Below are 21,645 nucleotides of genomic sequence, written 5' to 3' on the forward strand. Positions count from 1 at the left end.
TCCGTCACAGCCGCCTGGGCAGCTCGGTCCGGCGAAAGCTACACGGGTCGCCGTGGGGGTATTCGTGTCCGATTTGCCCCCCCACGGCGACCCGCGTAGCGGGATCTTGCCGCGCAGCCCACCGCGGGGAGTAGCGGGCGGCGTGGTGGGGGCGGCCTACCTGGGCAAGGGACGCAAAAAAGGAGCGCGCTGTGCGCGCCCCTTTTCCGGGGAGAGGAAACGAGCCGGGCGCTGTGCTGGCTGGCGGGGTTAGCGCGGAGGGGCGCCGGCGACGGCGGTGGTGGCGGGGGCGCGTTTGACGGTTTTGGGGTCCATCCGGCGGATGAGGATGGAGGCGATGATGATGCAGATGATGCCGACGGCCATACCGGCGGCGATGTCGGTGGCGTAGGTGGAGACGGTGTGCTGCCAGGTGGGGTCGACGACGACCTTCGGGTTGATCTTTTTGGTGGGGTCGTCGGGGCGGTTGACGCCGGCGAGGCTGATCCGGTTGAGGTCACCGACGGCGGCCATCGAGGCGAAACCCCAGCGGGCGGGGGCGATGTAGGCGACCTGCTCGAGGCCGGCAGTGCCGTGAACAGGGACGATGCCACCGGAGAAGATCAGCTGACCCATGGTGAGCAGGACCAGCAGCGGCATGGTCTTGTCGGCGTTGTCGACCATGGCGGAGATCAGCAGGCCGAGCATCGCCGAGGAGAGCGAGACGACGATCACCGCGATCAGCATGGCCACCAGCGAGTTGCCGAGGATCAGGCTTGACTGCGGTGTTCGCCCGGCGAGACCGATCAGGGTGAAGGGGATCGCCTGCGCCACGGTGATGAGGGTCAGGACGAGGACCTTCGAGCCGATATAGGCCGTTCGGGACAGGCCGATGGCTCTCTCGCGACGGTAGATCGCGCGTTCTTTCACGATCTCGCGGACCGAGTTCGCCATACCCATGAAACAGGCACAGAGAACCATGATCAGCAGGATGGTGGGGCCGTCCGAGTTCGGGGACAGCTGTTTGGCCTGGGTGGCGGAGAGTTCGAAGTTTCCGCCGATAGCTCGGGGAATGAGGCCCAGCAGGAACGGGAACGCGATGATGAGGCGCAGATAGGACTTGTCGGAGGCGACGACGGCCATGGTTCGTCGGCTGAGCGTCACCAGCTGCGACAGGACCGACTGCTGCCGGAGGGAGGGTAGCTCCTCCGGGGCGGGGCGCGCGGAGGGGGCGGTGATCGACGCCGGGACGTAGTACCGCGAGTTACGGAAACGGGCGGCCGACTCGACTCCGGGCATCGCCTCGAGCTGGAGGAAGACATCCGGGTAGTCGCGCTTGCCGAAGAAGGAGAGAGCGTCCTGCGGCGGGCCGAAGTAGGCCACGTAACCGCCGGGTGCGAGCACGAGGATGTAGTCGCACAGGTCGAGCTGGGCGACACTGTGGGTGACCACGATGACCGTCCGGCCGTCGTCCGCGAGGTTACGCAGCGACTCCATGACGTTCTTGTCCATGCCCGGGTCGAGGCCGGAGGTGGGCTCGTCCAGGTAGAGCAGGGTGGGGCGGGTCAGCAGCTCGAGGGCCACCGACGTCCGCTTGCGCTGGCCGCCGGACAGGCGCGCGACCTGGGTGTTGGCGTGCTGTTTGAGGCCGAGTTCGGCGAGTACCTCGTCGACGCGGTTACGGCGCTCGGTCTTGGTGACGTCCGGTGGGAAACGCAGCTCGGCGCCGAACTCGAGGGCCTTGCGCACGGTGAGTGAGGTGTGGAGCAGGTCCTCCTGCGGGACGTAGCCGATCCGGCGGCGCAGTTCGTCGTACTCGGAGTAGAGGTCCCGACCGGCGTAGCGGACGGTGCCCTTGTCGGCGGGACGGAACCCGGTGAGCGCGTTGAGCAGTGTCGACTTGCCGGCGCCGGACGGGCCGACGACGCCGAGCAGGGCGCGGCCGGGCAGCTTGAACGTCATGTCGTGCATGAGCTGCTTCTGGCCGGCCCAGACGTTGAGCGCCTCGGCCTCGAAGCTGACATCCCCGGAGTCGATGTACTCGACGAGCTGGTCACCCTCGAGCTGGAAGATGTGGTGACCGACGGCGATGACATCGCCCTGTTCGAGCGCGATCCGGTTGATCCGGCGACCGTTGACGAACACGCCGTTGGCCGAGTCGAGGTCGGCGATCTGCACACCGGAGCGTCCGATGTAGAGCTCGGCGTGGCGGCGGGAGGCGAGCAGGTCGGTGATGACGACGTCGTTGTCCCGGGCGCGGCCGATGGACATCGTGCCCTGGCGCAGGCGGTAGGTGGTGCGCCGCTCGTGCTCCTGCTCGAGGCTGGTCAGGCCACCGGAGCGCTCACCACGGCGGCGGTCGTCGTAGTCGTCGTAGTCGCGTCCGCGCTGGGCCGGGCTGGTGGGGCCCTGGTGGGGGCGCCCCGGGCCGCGGGGGGCCGCTCGGGGCGGGGTGTACCCGGACGAGTTCGGCAGCATCGTCTGCATGTCGTAGCCGGGGTCGTAGGCCGGCTCGTCGAGCTGCCCACGGCCCTGCGGGAACTCGGGGTGCACGACGACCTCGGGGCCGGTCGGGGTGCCCAGGCGCAGCCGCAGCTCGTCGTCCACGGCCACGGCCTCGGGCATCCGCTGCCCGTCCAGCCAGGTGCCGTTGGAGCTGATGTCGCGGACCACCCAGCCGCCCGAGGTCTGCTCGAGCAGGAGGTGGCGACGGGAGACCCGACTGTCGGCGATCACGTAGTCGGCGGTCCGGGCACGGCCGATGATGAACTGGGCGTCGGCGGGCACCGTGGCCGCGCCGGCCTCAGTGACGACTCTCAGGAAGGTCGTCTGCACGTGTATCCCCCTTCGCGACGGGACTCTGGCCGGGATGCCCCGCCGAACTCCACCTTGTCACCCGCGCGGGCGCCGTCACCCGCTCGGGCACCGTCATCCCCGTGGACGCTCTCACCCCCGTGGACCCTGTCACCCCCGTTGATGTCGCCACCCGATCGTGCGTCGCCGCCCGGGCGCCGGGCAGCGGTGGCATGCCGAACGATCACGCGCGCTCACCGATCATGCCGGATGTCCGATCGTAGCGCCGAGGGATGATCTTGATCCAACCCGGGTGACGTTGACGGCGCGTCGCTCGGCGGTGTGTCGCCGTCGCGCTTCGACCTGTGTACATCTCTCGGGTTCCTGCCGCCTCGTGGTCCTTCGGTGTTGCCGATGTCGATGCGGAGCTGCCCGCGAACGCCGGGTCGGCCCGCGGCAGGTCGCCCGCTCCCCCGGGGGCAGGCGAGGCGTTGCGACACGCGGCTCCCGTGCGGCACCCTATGAGAATGCCGGCCGGCCGGCGTGGGCGGTGACGGCTGTCGCCGAGCCGACCGGACCGTCACCGCAGCATCCGCCGCAGCCCGCACCACACCCACAGCCATCATCACAAACAGTAATGTGACATAGATCGCGCCCGTCCGGTGCGGATGGGGCGTGGAAACATCCGGGCAGTCACGGTGAGTGTCAGGCCGCCGGCAGGACGACATCCTTCGCGGTCGCCGTGAGCGACAGCCCGGTCCCGTTCGTCGAGGCGTCGACGATCGTCAGGTGGAAGGGCAGGCCGGAGACCGGGATCGGCACCGCGCCCAGCACCGATTTCAGCAGCTCACCCGGCACCGGGATGCTGAAGTTCAGGCCGTCGCCCTCCACCGTCAGCTGGGACGGGATCAGGCTGAGCTTGTTGTCGGTGACCTCGAACGTGGTCACGCCGCCGACCTGCTGCGAGCCGAAGCCCGGGATGGGCACGGTGCCGGTGACCTTGACCTGCTTGCCGCCGTCGACCGGGGTCACCTGCACCGGGGTCTTCTGGGTGGCCAGGTAGGCGTTCAGGTCGGCGTAGGTGATGCCGACCGTGGCCTTCACGTCGTCGACGGGAACCGTGCCGACGTTGTCGGTCAGGGCGTCGCCCAGCGGCACGTGCACACCCCTGAGGTGCGCCCGCACCGACGAGATCTTCGGGCCCGGGGTGGGAATGCCATCCAGGCCCACACCGATGTCGGTGAACTTGCCGAACAGCACCTGGGTGAGGAACGGGAACCCGCCGATGCTCACATCCGTGATGGTCGGCACCGGGTCGCCCGGCTTGAGGTTCTCGGCCAGACCCGCCTTCACCTGCGCCCGCATCTGCCCCTTGGCGATGACCACGCCGACCCGGTCACCGACCACGAACAGCACGACGAGGACAGCGAGCACGATCGCCAGGACACGCCGGCGACGGTGCGACCTGGCCGGCGGCGTCGGTGTGGCCGGCGCGCCACCCGGGCTGCCCGGGGCGCCACCCGGGCTGCCCGGGCCACTCGGGCCACCGGGTGCCACCGGACCGCCGGGGGCCGCCACAGCGCCGTAGGGGCGCGGCGCGGCGTCCCGGCCGGTGGGGTCCGCGGTGCCGCGGGCAGGGCCGTACTCGCCGGTCTGAGCGGCGATGGCAGCCCCGCGGGCGGCCGCGAGGGCATCGCCGCGGGCGGCGGCGTCGGCGGTGGGCCGGGTGAGCGGGGCGCCGGGTCCGCCGGCCCGCGGGCCGCGATCGGCGTGCGGCTGGTCGAGGTCCGGCACGATCGTCGGCCCCACCCCCCGACTGATGATCATCGTACCTTCGGCGGAGTCCGCGGCGGCGGACCGGTCGGGGCCCGGGGCGCCGTCACGACGAGGGACCCGGGCCGTCCGGTCGGTTGACCCCGGCACCCCTGGGACGGCGTCCCCCGCCCCCCCGGAGCCAGAGCCGGAACCGTACGAAGGTGGTACCCGAGGATCCGCTCCCCCGATCGGGCGCCCCGGTTGGAAGGATGCCGCGGGCGGCGGCGGACCGGCCGGGCGAAACGCCTCCGCGGGCGGCGGTGGCCCGGCCGGCGCACCCCGGCGCGGCCGTCCCGCACCAGCACCACCGGCACGCGGACCGCCAGCACCCGCGGCGCCGGTGCCCGGACCGCGCGGGTCACGCGGGTCACGCGGGTCACGCGGGTCGCCGAGCTGGGTGGCGTCCTCGTCCGCGGGCGCCACATGGGTGACCTCCGACTCAGGCCAGCCACCATCGCCGTCGCGTCCGTCGCCACCGCGTCCGTCGTTCACCGCACCATCTCCCGCCGTACCCGTCGGACGCCGCCTGCCACCGGACCGCACTCGCGCCGCATCGTCCCGTCGCCGGATAGTCGCATGTTTCGCACGCCGTGCGGCGGTTCGGGTGCGATCGTCGCCGGGGCGGACCTGTCGGATCGGCGACGCCGCGTCCGGGCGTCCGGTCACCCGCCGGTCGCTTCGCCCTGACCTCGGCTCACACCAGCTCACACCTCCAGAGGGAGCTGTGCCACCGGGGTGTCTCTTCTGACCGGTGCGAGCCGGAAGATGTCGCCGCGCGGTGCGGCGTACGCCTGCCAGAAGTGCTCGGCGACGTCGCGCGGCCGCAACGGACCGTCGGGGGCGATCCGACCGTCGAGCAGGACGGTGCGCAGCCGCACGCCCCGCGCCGCGAGCACCGGGCGCAGCGCCTCGGCCAGCGCCGTGAGCCCGGACTTCCCGACGGCGAGGGTGAACCGCCCGGCCACCGGCGCTGTCCGCGGGCTGGTGGAGGTCAGCACGATGGTGGCGCCCGGACGCTGCGTGAGCGGACCGACACCGGCCTGGATCGTGGCGAGCGCCCCGGTCACGTTGACCGCGAAGGTCTCCGTGAGCGTCGCCGGAGCCACGGTGAGCGCGGCCCCCCTGATACTGATCTTGGCGTTGTACACCAGGGCCGTCAGCCCGCCGATCTCGGTGGCGACCCGTTCGATCGCCCTGGTCAGCCCCGCCGCGTCGGTCACGTCCGCCACCAGACCCGAGACGGTGAGTTCCTGCGCGGCCAGTTCGCCGCGGATCCGCCCCAACGTCTCCGCGGACCGGGTCACGACCCCGAGCGCGAAGCCCTCCTCGCCGAACCGGCGCAGCAGCTCGACCCCGAAACTGGCCCCCGGCCCGACCACGACGAGCCCACGGCTGGTCACCTCGCCCCCGTCCGGCGCCGCCACGGCCGGGACGGCCGGGACGGCAGCCTTGGCCGCCGCGTCGTTGGCCGCCCCGGCGTCGGCCCTGGCGTTGGCGTCGGTCGTGGCGCCCGCTTCGACCTGTGTCGTGGCGCGCGCCCGGGTGCTGCTCATACCCCTTATCCTCGCCGAGTCCACGGCCGGACATGTCGGGGATGGCCGGATCGGCGCGTCGTCCCCGCCCACGGTGGGCCACCCGGCGGGATCGCGCTTCCCGGCTCGCCGAGGACCCCGCCGGTCAGCCGAGGGGGCGCCGACGTTCGCGTTCACGTTCGGCCTCGGCGGCGACCCGCAGCGGCGTACAACGGACGAACGCCCAGGCCAACGGGGGCAGGACGATGAACGCCGGAATGGTCATGAGCAGCATCGCGACGATCACGGCACCGAAGGTCTGCATCTGATGGATGTACCCCGGCTCACACCCGACCCCACCACCGGACGTGACCGACCTGAGCCGCTCGGTCTCGATGGCCGCGGGGCATCCGGTCGAGAGGCACCCGGTCGTGGGACGTCCGGTCTGGGCAGCGGTCAGGGGACGAGGACGCCGGGGTTGAGGATGCCGGCGGGGTCGAGGGTGCGTTTCACCGAGCGCAGGACGTCGAGGCCCAGACCGCCGATCTCGGCGCCGAGCCAGGGCTGGTGTTCGGTACCGACGGCGTGATGGTGGGTGATCGTGCCACCGGCGGCCACGATCGCCTCCCCGGCCGCGGCCTTGGCGGTCCGCCAGGTGGCGACCGGATCGTCGCCCTGGGCGCTCACGACGGTGAAGTACAGGGACGCACCCGTGGCGTACAGGTGGGACACATGGCACATGACCACCGGGGCCAGGCCCGCACTGCCAAGGGTGTCGGTCAGGGCCCGTCGCACGCCCGTGTAGAGCGCCGGCAGGGACGACCAGAAGCCGGCGGTCTCCAGGGTCTCGGCGAACACACCGAGGTCGAGCAGGGCGTCGCGCAGGTAGGGGGCGCGGAAGCGGCCGCGCTCCCAGTCGAGTCCGGCGTCCGGGCCGAGGGCGGTCGCACCGCCGGCCCGCAGGATCTCCGCGACCCGCGCCGCCCGCTCGGCCACCGCCGCCCCGGAACCCTCGAAACCCGTGATCAGCCGACATCCGCCGGCACCGCCACCGCCACTGGCGGCGGCGTCCGAGGTGTCGTTGTCGTCCGTGGCGGTCGGGCCGGCGAGGTTGGCGAGGGTCTCGGTCTCGTCGGCCAGGCGGCAGACGGTGGGACGCAGGTCGCGGGCAGCCAGGTCGCGCAGCAGGCGCGTCCCGGTGGCGAAGTCGGGTACCCGCCAGCCCTCGTGGACGCGGTGGGCGGGCAGGGGGTGTACCCGCACGGTCACCCGGGTGATCACACCGAAGGCCCCCTCGGAGCCCAGGACCAGTGCCCGCAGGTCGGGGCCGGCGGCCGAGGCGGGCGCCCGGCCGAGCTCCCAGCCACCGGCGGGAGTGGCCACCCGCAGGCCGACGACCAGCTCGTCGAACCGGCCGTAGCCGCCGGAGGCCTGACCGCTGGACCGGGTCGCGGCGAAACCGCCGATCGTGGCGTACTCCCAGGACTGCGGCACATGACCGAGGGTGAGACCGTGCGGTGCGAGCAGCTCCTCGACGCGTGGGCCGCGCAGGCCGGCGTCGAGTTCGACGGTGCCGGACTCCCGGTCGATGCGGCCGAGCCGGTCGAGTCGACGCAGGTCCAGCGCGATGACCGGACGCCCCTGTGCCGCAGGTGGGGCGAGCCCGCCGACCACGGACGTCCCCCCGCCGTAGGGCACGACGACGATCCGCTCACGGGTGGCGACCCGTAGCAACTCCAGCACCTCGTCGTGGTCGGCGGGCAGCACCACCGCGTCGGGTGCGGCGCTGGCGTCCCCGGAGCGCAGCAGCAACAGGTCGGTGGTGGAACGCCCCCGACAGTGCCGCACGCGCACCTCGGCCTCGAGGCGGACGTGGCCCTCGCCGACGATCGCCACGAGCGCGTGGCGGGCCGTCGCCGACAGCCGGACCGGGGGCAGCCGCACATCCGCCAGCGCCACCGGCCGGGACGGGCGCACCGGGATGCCCAGCTGGGTCAGCACGTCGGCGACACTCGCCGGCAGCGGCTGGTGCGCGAAGGCCGGCCCCCAGCCCCACCAGACCGGCTCCGCGGACGTGGCACCGGCGGCCCCGTCGTGGCCGTGGGGACCCGCGGCCTCGCGAGCCACGTCCGAGCGGATCTCCGCGCTGGTCATCTTCACCTCGGTTCGGGGTCGTCCGAATCGGTAGACTGCGACCGTGACAGTGTGACAGAGGATGTCACAGTGTCACAGCGCTCGACCTCACCATGACACATCCGACCGGCCGCAGCACGGCCACCGGGAGCACAGCGATGAGCATCGGCACAGACGCACCGCACGCGAAGTCGCCGGGCACGGTCGGACCGGAAGGCACGGTCGGACCGGAAGGCACGGTGCGCGATGCCGCGGTGCTCGACGCGGCGAAGGCGTCACTGCTGGCCGTGGGCGTGCGGCGGACCACGCTGACCGAGGTCGCCCGGCGGGCCGGAACGAGCCGGATGACGCTCTACCGGCGCTGGCCCGACCTGCGCGCCCTCGTCGGGGAGGTGATGACCCGGGAGTGGGGCTCGATCGTCACCGCCGCGGCCCGTCTCGCCGAACGCGATCCGCGCGGCGGCGAGCTGGACGGCATCGTCGACGAGATCGTCGCGACCGTCGAGGCGTTCCGGGTGAACCCGGTCTACCGCCGCATCCTGGAGACGGACGCGGAGATGCTGCTGCCCTACCTGACCGAACGCCGTGGCGCCACCCAGCAGATGATCATCGACCTGCTCGCCGAGCAGCTCGGCGCCGCGGCCCGCGCCGGCACGGTGCGTGTCGGCGATCCCGAGGCGCTGGCCGTGATGGTGCTGCTGGTCGTGCAGTCCTATGTGCTGTCCGCGGACGCGCTGGGTGGACGTGTCCCGACGAGGACGCGCGACGGTGAGCTGCGCCGGCTCCTGCGCACCTACCTCGCCCCGGATCACGACCCGACCGGCGACAGGGGGCTCGATCCGGAGCCCGACCCGGCCGGCGAGCCGGGCCCGGGCCGGCTGTTCGAGAACCGGCCGTTCGAGAACCGGCCGTTCGAGAACCGGCCGTCGGCGGGGCGGCTCGCGTGACGGGCGGCACCGCGGCGGGCGGGCTGGGCGGGACGTCCCTGAACGGGCGACGCCGCGAACGTGAGCTCGCCGAACTGGCCGCGGGGCGGTCCGTGGACCTGCTGGTCGTGGGCGGTGGGGTGACGGGGGCGGGGGTCGCGCTCGACGCGGCCTCGCGCGGGTTGAGCGTCGCGCTGGCCGAGGCGCGTGATCTCGCGTTCGGGACCAGCCGGTGGAGCTCGAAGCTCGTCCACGGCGGCCTGCGCTACCTCGCCCATGGTGATCTTCCGGTGGCGTGGGAGAGCGCGGTGGAGCGGGACGTCCTGCTGCGGCACACCGCGCCGCATCTCGTCCGGGCGCTGCCCATCGTCACCCCGCTGACCGGCGATCTGTCCAGGCCGGGGGCGACGCTGGTGCGGGCCGGGCTCGGTGTCGGTGATGTGCTGCGGCGTGCGGCCGGCACGCCCCGGGAGATGCTGCCCGGTCCGCGCCGGCTCACGACGGTGGAGACGCTGGGATTCGCCCCGGCGCTGCGGCGCACGGGGCTGCGCGGCGGGCTGGTGTACTGGGACGGTCAGCTCGTCGATGACGCCCGGCTGGTCGTCGCCCTGGCCCGCACCGCGGCCGGTTTCGGGGCCCGCGTCCTGACCAGGCTGCGCGTCCAGCAGATCGAACCCGGCCGCGGGTCGGGTTCGGGCGGCGGCGCGGCGGGGTTCCTGGTGACGGCGTCGGACGAGCTTGGCGGCGGTCCGGTCACCCTGCGGGCCCGCGCGGTCGTCAACGCGACCGGGGTGTGGGCGCCGACGCTCGCCCCGGGTATCCGGCTGCGGCCCAGCCGCGGCACGCATCTGGTGGTGCGCGCGGGGGTGCTCGCCGGCGGGCGGGCGGCGCTGTCCGTGCCGATTCCGGGTGAGTTCGGGCGGTTCGCCCTGGTGCTGCCGCAGGATGACGGACGGGTCTACATCGGGCTCACCGACGTCCCGGTCGAGTCGATCACCGACGTGCCCGAACCCGACGAGGAGGAGATCACCGAGCTGCTCGGGGTCGTCTCCCGGGTGTTCGCCGCCCCGCTGGACCGGGCCGACCTGCTCGGCGCGTTCGCCGGTCTGCGCCCGCTGCTGGACGGGCCGCCGGCTGGCCATTCCCGCGACGCCGGGCGCGGGTCCCGCGTGTCCCGTGGTGCCCGCACGGCAGATCTGTCACGGCGCCATCTGGTGCACACCGACGCGGGCGGCCTGGTCACCGTCGTCGGCGGGAAGCTCACCACCTATCGGCGGATGGCCGCCGACGCGGTGGACGCGGCGATCACCGCGTCCGGGCTGACCGCCGGGCCGTGTCGGACCACGCGGCTCGGGCTCGTCGGATCGGCACCGCGCGAACGACTTGCCGGGATCGCCGCACCGGCCCGGCTCGTCGAGCGCTACGGCACCGAGGCTCCCCGGGTGCTGGCGCTGGCCGCCGACGCGCCCGAACTGCTCGAACCGGTGGGTGAGGCGACCTCCGTCACCGGCGCGGAGTGGCTGTTCGCGATCCGCCACGAAGGGGCGCTCACCGCGGCCGACCTGGTCGACCGCCGCTCACGCATCGGTCTGGTCCCGGCGGAACGTCGCGCGGCGCTCGCCGCCGCCACCCGGTTGTTCGACCATGCCACGTCCCGCTGAATCCAGCAGACCACGTCCCACCGGGGCGGACTCGTCGCCGGCCCGCACCGCACCGCGCAGGCCCGCCATCGTGGACGGAACAACCGGCGCGCCTGCGTCCACCCCCAGCGGGAGGAGGTCGGGGTCGTCGTCCGGGGCGTCGAAGGGGCGCGGCTGCGGGCCCGTCCCATCGGCGGACCAGCGCAGTTCGACGCAGACGACCCCCTCGGCCATGGACGCCGTCGAACGCACCAGGCCGGCGCCGGCGGGACCGAACTCGCCGAACCGGCCGAAGTCACCCAGGGTCGGGCCGCGGCCGTTCCCCGGTGCGGACGCCGTCGCCGCCCGCACCGGGTAGGACAGGTAGATCTCGGCCCGATCCGCATCGAGATAGGCGGTGAGCAGCACCGTCTCCCGTCCGATGGAGGACAGCACCGCCGAGACGCGGGCCAGCAGTTCCGCGCCGACCGCCGGGGGGATCGCGGTGAACCGGCCGTCGTTCTGCACGGTGACGGCGACCCCCCGCGCCTCGGCCGCCTCGATCGGACCAGCGAGGTCGGCCAGGACCTCCGGGCCGGCGCCGGTCAGCTCCCGGCGCAGCGCCCGGGCCTGCGCGGTGCACCGCGCGCGGGTGTCGGGGGAGTTCGGATCCAGCCGGTCAGCGGCGATGTCGCGCAGCAGGGGCAGGAAACGGGCGTCGAGCTGGGCGAGGCGGGCCTCCCGGTCCTGGCGCAGCGCGATGTCGAGAATCCGCTGGTCGGTGACGCCGGCGGCCAGCCGCTCGGAGCGCGCCCGTTCCTGCGCGCTGGCCCGCAGCACCGGTCCGAACATCGTGACCAGCACCTGCGTCATGATCAGGGCGTAGACCGCCCCGGCGAGGCGGGCCAGCACCAGGTGATCGTGACGACCGCCCAACGCCAGCACGAGCATGGTCATCGCCAGCGCCGCGAGCCCCGCGGCGGCGTACCGCTCCCGGCGACGGCGCGACAGGACGGCGAACGCCAGCCACAGCGGGTTGACCATGGTCGTGGCCCAGCACACGATCACCTCATCGGGCCGTTCCACGGTGTTGAACGCCCCACCCACCGCGGAGCCGATGGCGAGCAGCACCGCGCCACGGGCCTCCGCCGGGCGCAACGGCCGACGTTTGCTGATCCACGCCGTCGCCCCGATGGCGAGGAACGTCGCCAGCCAGATGACCATCGACAACGGCACGGACCGGGCCTGATCCCGGTGGATGATCACCGGGATCAGTGAGGCCAGCCAGCCCACCACCACCGCGACCGCGAAGCCGCGCCGGGCCGTCGTGCTCAGCTCCTCCTCGATCCGGTCCACGGCCGCCGCCGCCGACTCGGCCGCGGGCGCCGCGCCCGCACCCTCCGAAGACGGCGCACCCCCCGAAGACGGCCCGTCGACCTGGAGCGGTGCGCCGCCGGGAAGCAGTGCGCCGTCGAGAAGCAGTACGCCGTCGGCGGGCAGCGCGGCGGTGGACGCGGGTTCGGCCCACCCTGACATGTGGACGGGCACCCGCGGCGGTCCGTCCCAGGCCAGGGTGATCTCGGTGCCCTGGCCCGGCGCCGACGTGATGCGGGCGTCCCCGCTGACCGCGCGCATCCGGGCCGACACGGAGCTGCGCAGGCCCAGGCGGACGCTGTTCGCCGCGACCTCGTCCGGTTGGAAACCCCGCCCACGGTCGATGATGCTCACCCGCAGCCGGCCCGGTTCGAGCAGCGTGACGACCCGGGCCTCGTCGGTCCCGGCGTGGAAGCGCACGTTGCGCAGCGCCTCCCCCGCGGCCAGGACCACGGCCGTCGCCACCTCGTCGGGCACCCAGCCCACGCCGGTCCCGTCCGCGGTGGCATCGATCGTCGTGTCGCGGGAGACATGGTCGACGGTGATCTTCAGGCCGGCGGCGCTGGCCTGGGTCACCGTCCGGGCGAGGCGCTCGAGCAGACCGGGGCCGGACCGGCGGGCGCCGACGGGCCGCGACCCGAGGTGTTCCTCCACCTCGCGCACACTCTGCGCGCACTGCTCGCGCAGGAGCCCCGCGGGCATGTCCTCGGCCATGCCGATGCCGGTCAACGTGTTGAGGATCGTGTCGTGCAGCAGGCGTTCGCTCTCCTGCGCCGCCCGTTCGCGCGCCTCGGCGACCAGCATCCGTCGACGGCGCGCCGTGGACTTCTGCTGGCGCAGATCGGCGTCGTCGGCGACCCGGAGCAGCCGCATGAGCGCGTAACGCAGCAAGGTCGCGATGACGATCAGGATCAGCGTCGCCGCGAAGACCTGCGGCCGCTGCCCCACTCCCGTGACGAGATGGACGACGCCCAGCAGCGCCACGGCACCCAGCAGGGCCCGCCGGGTCAGCGAGAAGGCCGCGGTGACCGCCGCGGTGAGGGCGGCGACGAACACCAGCGAGGACGGATCACCGCGCACCGGATCCGGCACGATCCAGGGGGCCAGGGCGACACCCACCGTCGCCATCAGCACGTCCAGCCTGGCGAGCACCGATGGGATGCGGACCGACTCCCCGGAGTCCTCCCGCTCACCGTCGAGGCCCGGCACCGCACCGGCGGCGGGATCGGCGGCGGACGCGGAATCGGCGGGCCGGTCGTCCGGGCGGGCGTCGGCGAGCTGGGGGCGCAGCAGGATGAGGACCAGCACGCTCCACGCGAACATCCCGGCCGCCCCGGCGACCGCGACCGGATGGTCACGGTACCGGTCGAACCAGACCGCGACGGACGACACCAGAAATGCCAGGTGCACCATCCGTAGCTGGATGGCGCACCGGACCATCACCCTTGCCAGTGCCTGCACGGAACGTCCGTTCATATCGCATAAGTGTGGACGATCTGGCTACCCGCGCCGACACCCGGGACGCGCGACAGGCCGCCGCGGGCCGATCTGGCCGAGGAAAAGCTCCGAGTAAACCCAGATGTCCGCTGCTGTGGACATGTGTCTGCCGTCCCCCGACGCCGTGCTCGCTCGGGGCTACGGCATGGGGCCCACCGCTGTCCGCGCGATCTCGGCCAGATGGTCCCCGCTGTCGCCGTAGGCCGCCGCGAGTCGTTTGGCGCGCTTGTAGAAGAAGTGGGTGTCGTGCTCCCAGGTGTAGCCGATGCCACCGTGGTACTGGATCATCGCGGCGGTGACGTCCCGCGCGGTGTCATTGGCCTTGCTCTTCGCGATCGCCACGGCGAGCACCGCGTCGACCCGGTCGACGTCCACCGGGTCAGCCAGCTCCGTGGCGTCGGCGGGGGTGTTGGCAGGGGTGTCGGCGGGGGTGGAGTCGACGGCGTGGGCGGCGAACAGGACGGCGTGCTCGGCCATGGTGACCGCGACGTGCAGGTCGGCGAGGTGATGCGCGAGCGCCTGGAAGGAGCCGACCGGACGACCGAACTGGACGCGGGCGCTGTCGTAGGCGACCGTGCGCCGCAGGGCCTCCCGGGCGAGACCGACGAGATCAGCGGCGGCCAGCACCGCGCCGCGGCGCAGCAGGTCGGCGAGGGCCGCGTCGTCGGAGCCGGGCAGGCGCCGGCCCAGCACGCCCTCGAGGGTCACCGCGGCGAGGCGGGTCGTCCCGTCGAATCCGGACTGCGGCGCCACCCGCACCCCCACCGCGCACGGATCCACCAGATACAGGCCGACGCCGTCGACGGGCACGACCGCCGGGCCTCCCGTGGCATCGGCGTCCGCGCCGGGCGCCGTTTCCGGGGCGGCTTCCAGGGCGGCGACGACGAGCAGGTCGGCGACGGCGGCGTACTCGACCCCGCTGGCCATCCCGTACAGGCGGCCGTCCGAGGTGGCGCGCACGGCGATACCCGGCCGGCCGAGGCCGCCGCCGGGGCCACGCAGCGCGACCGTGGCGACGAGCTCACCGCCCCCGAGGGGACCCAGCACCGCGGTGGCCTGCGCCGACGAACCGAACCGGCGCACCGCCTCGCCGGCGAGCACGGTCGACGCCCACGGTCCGGGCAGCACGCCGGCGCCGAAGGCCCGGGCGATCACCTGCGCGTCGACCAGGCCGAGGCCGAGGCCGCCCTGGTCGACGGGCACGCACACCGACAACCAGCCCTGGTCACCGATCGTCCGCCACAGTTCGCGGGGATGGCCGTCGCCGCCGGTGTCCTCGAACACCGCCCGCACCGCCGTCAGGTCGAAGCGATCGGCGAGCACGTCACGGACGGTCTCGGCCAGGGCACGCTGCTCATCGGTGAGAGCGAAGAACACGGGCGCGGGCTCCTCGGGACGGGCCTCAGGCGAGGCGGGTGTTGGGCAGGCCGAGCACGCGTTCGGCGACGATCGAACGCTGGATCTGGGATGAGCCACCCCAGATGGTGACCGACCGGGTCCAGAAACTCTCCCGCCGCAGGGCGGTCAGATCCAGACCGCCGAACTCGCCGAGCGGATGGTCCAGACCCACATCCGCGCCGAGCACCTCGTCGAACGTGTCGAACAGGCCCTGGTAGGCCTGCGACCACTGCAGTTTGGTCACCGACGAGGCGAAGCCGAGGTCCCGGCCGCGTTCGACCTCGGTCAGCACGTGCAGGGCGTGGTAGCGCAGGCACTCCAGCTCCACCAGGCGGCGTGCCAGGGACTGGCGGACCGACGGGTCACGGTCACGGCCGAGCGCGCGGGCGACCTCGACGATCTGGTCGTAGGCCCGGCGGAAGTCGGTGTACTGGCCCATCGCGGACGCCCCACGCTCGAACGACAGCAGCAGCATCGCCGTCGCCCAGCCGTTGCCGAGGCCGCCGACGCAGTCCGCCGCGGGCACCCGCACATCGGTGAAGAACACCTCACCGAACTCGCTGATCCCGCTCAGCTGCCGGATCGGGCGCACCTCGACACCGGGTGAACGCAGGTCGATCAGCAGCAGCGACAGGCCGCGGTGTCGACTCGCGGCGGGATCGGTGCGCACCAGGGCGAACATCCGGTCGGCGTGGCGGGCCGACGTCGTCCACACCTTCTGGCCATGGACGAGGAAGTCGTCGCCGTCGCGTTCGCCCCGGGTACGCACCGAGCCGAGGTCCGAGCCGGATTCGGGTTCGGAGAAACCCTGGCACCAGATCACGTCGTTGCGCAGCATCGGCGCGAGGATCCCGGCCTTCTGCTCGGGCGTACCGACGGCCATCACGGTCGGCGCCAGGAACGTCAGGCCCAACGGGTTCACCGAGCGGGGCGCGCGGGCGCGGGCCAGTTCCGCGTCGGCCAGGGCGGCCATCGTGGGCGAACCGCCGCGCCCGCCGTACTCGGTCGGCCAGTCGATCCCACCGAAACCGGCCAGGGCCTTACGCCGCTCCCAGCCGCGGCGCAGGTCGAAGGACTCGTCCTCGCCCAGCGTGGTCCAGAAGCCCGGTGCCGCCCACGCCGCGGGCAGCTCCGCGGCCAGCCAGTCCCGCAGGTCACGACGGAAATCCGCCACTTCGGGTGGGTAGGTCAGATCCACGTGGTCAACCCCATCTGTCGGCTTCGTCGCTTCCCCCCGCCAGCGCGCAGACAGTGAGACGGTAGTACCCGACGGCCGGCCATGTGTCGGTGGACGGTCCTCTGGTCCCCGACACCTCATCGTTCACGGAGCCCACAGGCGACGGTCACCGCGAGCCGGCACGATGGACCCGCACGATGGGACCGGCCACCGCCAGCGCCGCACGAAGGAGGATCACCGTCTTGACGTCGACCAGGCCCGCGGCGCCGGGGGTCCTCGACCCCGCCGGTCGCACCGCGGCACTGCGCCGGATGCGCACCGAGGTGATGGACATCGTCGTGATCGGCGGCGGCGTGACCGGGGCGGGGGTGGCCCTGGACGCCGCCACCCGCGGCCTGTCCGTCGCCCTGGTCGAGGCGCGTGACCTCGCCGCCGGGACATCCAGCCGGTCCAGCAAGCTCATCCACGGCGGCCTGCGCTACCTCGAGCAGCTCAACGCCCCACTCGTGCGCGAGGCCCTGCGGGAACGTTCGCTGATGCTCGACACGCTCGCCCCGCATCTCGTGCACGCCATCCCGTTCCTGCTTCCGCTGACCCGCCACGGCTGGGAGCGGGCCTACCTCGGCAGTGGCGTGCTGCTCTACGACACCCTCGGCCAGGGTCTGGCCCGCATCGGCCCCGGTGGCGACGGGACCGTGCCACATCACCGGCACCTCACCCGCAAGGCGGCGCTGCGGGCGTTTCCGTCCCTGCGCCCGGACGCGCTCGTCGGCGCCATCCAGTACTGGGACGGGCAGGTCGACGACGCCCGGCACACCATGTTCGTCGCCCGCACCGCGGCCCGTTACGGCGCGGCGGTGGCCACCAGCGCCCGGGTCGTCGGGCTGCTGCGCGAAGGTGAGCGGGTCGCCGGCGTCCAGGTGCGTGACCTGGAGTCCGGCGAGGAGATCGAGCTGCGCGCCCGGGAGACGATCAACGCCGCCGGGGTGTGGACGGACGACATCCAGGCCATGGTCGGCGGGCGCGGGCGGCTGTCGGTGCGGGCGTCCAAGGGTGTGCACATCGTCGTCCCGCGCGACCGGGTCCACGGGGAGACCGGGCTCATTCTGCGCACCGAGCGCAGCGTCCTGTTCGTCATCCCCTGGGGCGGGCAGTGGATCATCGGGACGACCGACACCGACTGGAACCTCGACCTCGCCCATCCGGCCGCGTCCAGCGCCGACATCGACTACCTGCTCACCACCGTCAACCGGGTGCTGCGCACCCCCCTGACCACCGAGGACATCACCGGCGTCTACGCGGGTCTGCGGCCGCTGCTGGCCGGCGAGTCGCAGGACACCTCGGCGCTGTCGCGTGAGCACGCCGTCGTCTCCCCCGCACCGGGGCTGACGATGGTCGCCGGTGGGAAGTACACGACCTACCGGGTGATGGCCGCCGACGCCGTCGACGCCGCCGTCCGCGGGCTCAACCGGACGGTCCCCGCCTCGTGCACGGAGAAGATCCCCCTGCTCGGCGCGGACGGCTACCCCGCCCTGTGGAACGCCCGTGAGCTCCTGGCGCGCCGTAGCGGTCTGCACGTCGGTTGGATCGAACACCTGCTGCACCGGTACGGCACGCTCGCCGAGGAGGTGCTGGAGCTGGCCGCGTCCCGGGCCGAGCTCGGCCGTCCGCTGCCCGGCGCGCCGACCTACCTGGCCGCCGAGGCCGTCTACGCCGTCACCCACGAAGGCGCCCTGCACCTGGAGGACGTGCTGACCCGCCGCACCCGGATCTCCATCGAGACCCGTGACCGGGGCGTCGAGGTGGCTCGGGCCGTCGCCGACCTGCTCGCCCCCGTCCTTGGCTGGGCACCGGCCGACCGCGACCGCGAGGTGGAGCACTACCTGGCCCGGGTGGCGGCCGAACGCGCCTCGCAGCAGGAGGCCGACGACGCCACCGCCGACGCCACCCGCCTGGGCGCGCCGGACGTACGCCACCTCGGCCACCCCGCCGAGCGCCGCGCGCCAGCACCGACACCCACCGCGGCTCCTTCGGCACCGGCCGCGTCCTCGGCCTCCTCAGCCTCCTCGGCGGCACCGGGCTGAACCGCGCGGACGGCGGGGAATGGCCCGGCGGGGCGAGATCGGGGGCACCCCGATGTCACCCGGGGGTTTTACCGGGGCCGGGCGCGGAACGACGTCCACCATGGGAACTGTTCTTTGGTTGATCGCGGCGATTTTCGTCATCGCCGGTGTCGTGACAATCGTGCGCGGCGCACTGCTTTACGGCATCGTGCTCATCGTGGTCGGGCTGCTCATTGGCCCCGGGGGTGTTTCCATCTTCGCCTGAGCCGCACGGGGCTCACACCCGCGTCGCTTTCGGGCCATGTCCGGGCGGCGCGGGTGGGTCCCGTGGTCGCGTCAGAGGCCGTATTCCTCCAGAAGTCCCAGCCACACCTCGCTGACCGTCGGAAATGCCGGCACCGCGTGCCAGAGCCGATCCAGTGACACCTCGCCGACAATGGCGACGGTTGCCGCGTGCAGCAGTTCCTGGGTGTCGGCGCCGGTGAACGTCGCCCCGACCACCACCCGTCGGTCCTCCTCGATGACCAGCATCGACGTGCCGACCGCACCCGTTCCCCGCACCGACGCGCCCGCCACCCCGCCGGTCGGGACACGAACCGCCCGCACCGCGAGCCCCGCCTCGCGCGCCGCCCGTTCGGTCAGTCCCACCGCCGCCACCTGCGGGTCGGTGAAGGTCACCCGTGGCACCGCCCGCCCGTCGGCATGGTCGCGGGCGGGCCGTCCCGCGCTGTCGTGGCGTCCGACGATGACGTCCGCGGCGATGCGGGCCTGGTACTTGCCCATATGGGTGAGCAACGCCCGGCCGCAGACGTCGCCGACGGCGTACAGCCACCCCTGCGGGACCGCCCGGGCCCGCAGGTGCTCGTCCACCTCGACGAACCCGCCGGGACGCGACCCGATCGTCTCGAGGCCGAGGTCGTCCGTCGCCGGGGTGCGCCCCGCCGCCACCAGGATCTCGTCCGCGACCAGTTCCCGTACCACCCCCGCCGGACCGGTGACCTGGACGGACACCTGCGGACGGCGCTGGTCGGCCCGGTGTGCCGGCGGGCGGTGCACCGCCGTCGCGCGGGTGTCGACCAGCACGGTGATGCCCTCGGCCTCGAACGCCGCCCGTACCTCGTCGCCGACGAACTCCTCCTCGCGGGCCAGCAGCCGCGGCGCTCCCTCCACGACGGTGACCGACTCGCCGCCCAGCCGTCGAAACGCCTGCGCCAGCTCGGCTCCGACCGCCCCGCCACCGAGGACGACCAGGCTGCGCGGCACATGCCGGGCGCCGGTCGCCGACCGGTTGTCCCACGGTTCGGCCTCCGCCAGCCCCGGCACCGGCGGGATCGTCGCCCGCGTTCCCGTGGCCAGCACCACCGCCCGCGACGCCACCAGCAGCCGTTGCCCGCCGTCGGCCAGGAACACCCGCACCTCACGTGGCCGGCCGGTCAGGCGGCCCGTGCCCCGCACCAGTTCGACGCCGCGCTCGGTCAGCCACGGAACCTGGCCGTCGTCGTGGTAGTCGCCCACCAGCTCGTCGCGGCGGGCGAGGACGGCCGCCACATCCAGCCGCCCGGTGACCGCCGCGGCCGCACCCGGTACCCGACGGGCCGCCGCGAGCACCTCCCCCGGGCGCAGCAGGGTCTTGCTGGGGATGCACCCCCAGTAGCTGCACTCGCCGCCGACGAGTTCCCGCTCGACGATCGCCACCGCGAGCCCCGCCCGCGCGCACCGTCCCGCGACGTTCTCCCCCGCCGGCCCGGCGCCGAGCACGATCACGTCCACACCCGCGCCGTCAGTGCTGGTCCCGTCCATGGGCGCCTCCCAGGCTGCCGTCGGCCGACGTCCATCCAGCCGACGTCCGGCCGTTACCTCGTCCCGCCAGGATGACCATGGCCACCTGGCCGTGACCATTCGACACGGCTACCACCCTCGCCGCGGCCGCTACCCCCGTCTCGGCCGCGTGCTCTGGCACGGTCGGGTCCGTACCGTACGCGGGCCGACCATGCTGATCCGTGAACGGCGAGGCCCGGCGGCGAGGCGGGGCCGGCCCACCGGCGATGGGAGCGGTACGAAAGGTGCGACGGTGACGAGAAGCACTCCGCCCGATCGGACGCCACGCCGACCGCGATCGGGAGACCCGCGGTGTCAAGGGAACAATGGCAAGACAAGCCGAAGCACGGTCCGGTCCGGTTGCCCCATGTCGTCGCGATCCCCGTCGACGGGACCGCACGCCATGGCGTGTCATCGGGACCGGACCACCGAGAACGAGACGAGCGGGGAGACGAGATGCAGCTCGGGATGGTCGGACTCGGCCGAATGGGTGCGAACCTGGTGCGCCGCCTGATCCGCGACGGCCACGAATGCGTGGTCTACGACGTGAACGCCGACGCCATCAAGGCCCTCGAGGCCGAAGGCGCCACGGGGGCCCGGACCCTCGCCGAGTTCGCCGAGGCCCTGCGCCCACCACGCGCCGCGTGGATCATGGTGCCGGCGGGCCTGACCGGCGAGACCGTGGCCAAGGTGGCCGAACTGTTCACCCCCGGTGACATCATCATCGACGGTGGCAACTCCTACTACCGCGACGACATCCACCGGGCGAAGGAGCTCGCCGGGCGCGGCCTGCACTACGTGGACGTCGGCACCTCCGGCGGCGTGTTCGGCCTCGAGCGCGGCTTCTGTCTGATGATCGGCGGTGAGACCGACGTCGTCGCCGGACTCGAGCCGCTGTTCGAGACGATCGCCCCCGGCGTCGGCGACGTGCCGCGCACCCCCGGCCGTACCGGCGAGCCGACCCAGCCGGAGAAGGGCTACCTGCACTGCGGCCCCGCCGGCGCCGGCCACTTCGTCAAGATGGTCCACAACGGCATCGAGTACGGCATGATGGCCGCGTTCGCCGAGGGCCTCGCCATCCTCGACAAGGCCAACATCGGCCACGAGATCGCCGAGCACAACGCCGAGACCACACCACTGGCGAACCCGGAGTACTACCAGTACGACCTGGACACCGCCGCGATCTCCGAGGTCTGGCGGCGCGGCAGCGTCGTGGCCTCGTGGCTGCTCGACCTCACCGCCACCGCCCTCGTCGAGGACCCGGAACTCACCGAGTTCTCCGGCCGGGTCTCCGACTCCGGCGAAGGCCGCTGGACGGTGCTCGCCGCCGTCGACGAGGGCGTGCCCGCCCACGTGCTGACCGCCTCGCTCTACGAGCGCTTCAGCTCCCGCGGCGAGGGCCTGTTCGCCGACAAGCTCCTGTCCGCGATGCGCAAGCAGTTCGGTGGTCACGCCGAACAGCACAAGTCCTGACCCGGACGGCCGACCGCTGACGCCTCACCGCTGACCGCTGACCGCTGACCGCTGACCGCTGGCGGCTGG

General features: G+C 73.2%; 14 protein-coding genes. 5 read left to right on the forward strand and 9 right to left on the reverse strand.

The window, feature by feature from the left end:
* Nucleotides 1–249: 249 nt before the first annotated feature.
* The 5 genes from MXD59_RS17785 to MXD59_RS17805 all read right to left on the reverse strand — a co-directional run bounded on the left by MXD59_RS17785 (nucleotide 250) and on the right by MXD59_RS17805 (nucleotide 8,252).
* Entirely contained in the window at nucleotides 250–2,814 is a 2,565-nt protein-coding gene (locus tag MXD59_RS17785) for an FHA domain-containing protein (protein WP_248825820.1), read from the reverse strand.
* Between the two features lie 663 nt (nucleotides 2,815–3,477).
* Entirely contained in the window at nucleotides 3,478–4,599 is a 1,122-nt protein-coding gene (locus MXD59_RS17790; protein ID WP_248825821.1) for an LmeA family phospholipid-binding protein, read from the reverse strand.
* Nucleotides 4,600–5,291: 692 nt separating this feature from the next.
* Nucleotides 5,292–6,140, reverse strand: coding sequence for an SDR family NAD(P)-dependent oxidoreductase (locus MXD59_RS17795; RefSeq protein ID WP_248825822.1), 849 nt, complete (start codon nucleotides 6,138–6,140; stop codon nucleotides 5,292–5,294).
* Nucleotides 6,141–6,264: 124 nt separating this feature from the next.
* On the reverse strand, nucleotides 6,265–6,423 hold the full coding sequence (locus MXD59_RS17800) for a hypothetical protein (RefSeq protein WP_248825823.1): 159 nt from the start codon (nucleotides 6,421–6,423) through the stop codon (nucleotides 6,265–6,267).
* 131 nt (nucleotides 6,424–6,554) lie between these two features.
* Nucleotides 6,555–8,252 carry an FAD-binding oxidoreductase gene (locus MXD59_RS17805; RefSeq protein WP_248825824.1) on the reverse strand — a complete coding sequence of 566 codons (1,698 nt, stop codon included), beginning with the start codon at nucleotides 8,250–8,252 and terminating at the stop codon, nucleotides 6,555–6,557.
* Between the two features lie 137 nt (nucleotides 8,253–8,389).
* Here MXD59_RS17805 and MXD59_RS17810 point away from each other — a divergent pair, with 137 nt between their 5' ends.
* Together MXD59_RS17810 and MXD59_RS17815 are read left to right on the forward strand one after the other, a co-directional pair.
* Nucleotides 8,390–9,178, forward strand: coding sequence for a TetR/AcrR family transcriptional regulator (locus tag MXD59_RS17810; protein WP_248825825.1), 789 nt, complete (start codon nucleotides 8,390–8,392; stop codon nucleotides 9,176–9,178).
* The gene (locus MXD59_RS17815) at nucleotides 9,175–10,818 is read left to right on the forward strand and encodes a glycerol-3-phosphate dehydrogenase/oxidase (protein ID WP_248825826.1); all 1,644 of its coding nucleotides are present in this window, start codon (nucleotides 9,175–9,177) and stop codon (nucleotides 10,816–10,818) included. The genes MXD59_RS17810 and MXD59_RS17815 overlap by 4 nt, the downstream gene beginning before the upstream one ends.
* Here the strand turns inward: MXD59_RS17815 and MXD59_RS17820 are convergent.
* From MXD59_RS17820 to MXD59_RS17830, 3 genes are all read right to left on the reverse strand, one after another.
* Complete coding sequence (locus MXD59_RS17820; RefSeq protein ID WP_248825827.1) at nucleotides 10,735–13,626, reverse strand: ATP-binding protein; 2,892 nt, start codon at nucleotides 13,624–13,626, stop codon at nucleotides 10,735–10,737. The two genes, MXD59_RS17815 and MXD59_RS17820, sit on opposite strands and share 84 nt — an antisense overlap.
* A 159-nt stretch (nucleotides 13,627–13,785) precedes the next feature.
* The gene (locus MXD59_RS17825) at nucleotides 13,786–15,024 is read right to left on the reverse strand and encodes an acyl-CoA dehydrogenase family protein (RefSeq protein WP_248825828.1); all 1,239 of its coding nucleotides are present in this window, start codon (nucleotides 15,022–15,024) and stop codon (nucleotides 13,786–13,788) included.
* A 25-nt stretch (nucleotides 15,025–15,049) separates the two neighbouring features.
* Nucleotides 15,050–16,243 (reverse strand): acyl-CoA dehydrogenase family protein, encoded by a 1,194-nt coding sequence (locus tag MXD59_RS17830; protein WP_248825829.1) that lies wholly within the window; start codon nucleotides 16,241–16,243, stop codon nucleotides 15,050–15,052.
* A gap of 221 nt (nucleotides 16,244–16,464) precedes the next feature.
* Between MXD59_RS17830 and MXD59_RS17835 the strand changes: the two genes are divergently transcribed.
* Together MXD59_RS17835 and MXD59_RS17840 are read left to right on the forward strand one after the other, a co-directional pair.
* Nucleotides 16,465–18,306: a glycerol-3-phosphate dehydrogenase/oxidase gene (locus tag MXD59_RS17835; RefSeq protein WP_372512125.1), complete on the forward strand. Its 1,842-nt coding sequence runs from the start codon at nucleotides 16,465–16,467 to the stop codon at nucleotides 18,304–18,306.
* A gap of 100 nt (nucleotides 18,307–18,406) precedes the next feature.
* A complete protein-coding gene (locus MXD59_RS17840; RefSeq protein ID WP_248811362.1) occupies nucleotides 18,407–18,550 on the forward strand; it encodes a GPGG-motif small membrane protein in 144 nt (47 codons plus the stop codon).
* A 71-nt stretch (nucleotides 18,551–18,621) separates the two neighbouring features.
* Here the strand turns inward: MXD59_RS17840 and MXD59_RS17845 are convergent, their stop codons facing one another.
* Nucleotides 18,622–20,085, reverse strand: coding sequence for a dihydrolipoyl dehydrogenase family protein (locus MXD59_RS17845; protein ID WP_248825830.1), 1,464 nt, complete (start codon nucleotides 20,083–20,085; stop codon nucleotides 18,622–18,624).
* Nucleotides 20,086–20,559: 474 nt separating this feature from the next.
* On the opposite strand from MXD59_RS17845, the gene gnd reads away from it, so the two are divergent.
* The gene (gnd, locus tag MXD59_RS17850; protein WP_248825831.1) at nucleotides 20,560–21,576 is read left to right on the forward strand and encodes a phosphogluconate dehydrogenase (NAD(+)-dependent, decarboxylating); all 1,017 of its coding nucleotides are present in this window, start codon (nucleotides 20,560–20,562) and stop codon (nucleotides 21,574–21,576) included.
* Nucleotides 21,577–21,645: the final 69 nt, after the last annotated feature.

This window comes from Frankia umida, from assembly GCF_023242945.1.
In the GTDB taxonomy this organism is placed as follows: domain Bacteria; phylum Actinomycetota; class Actinomycetes; order Frankiales; family Frankiaceae; genus Frankia; species Frankia umida.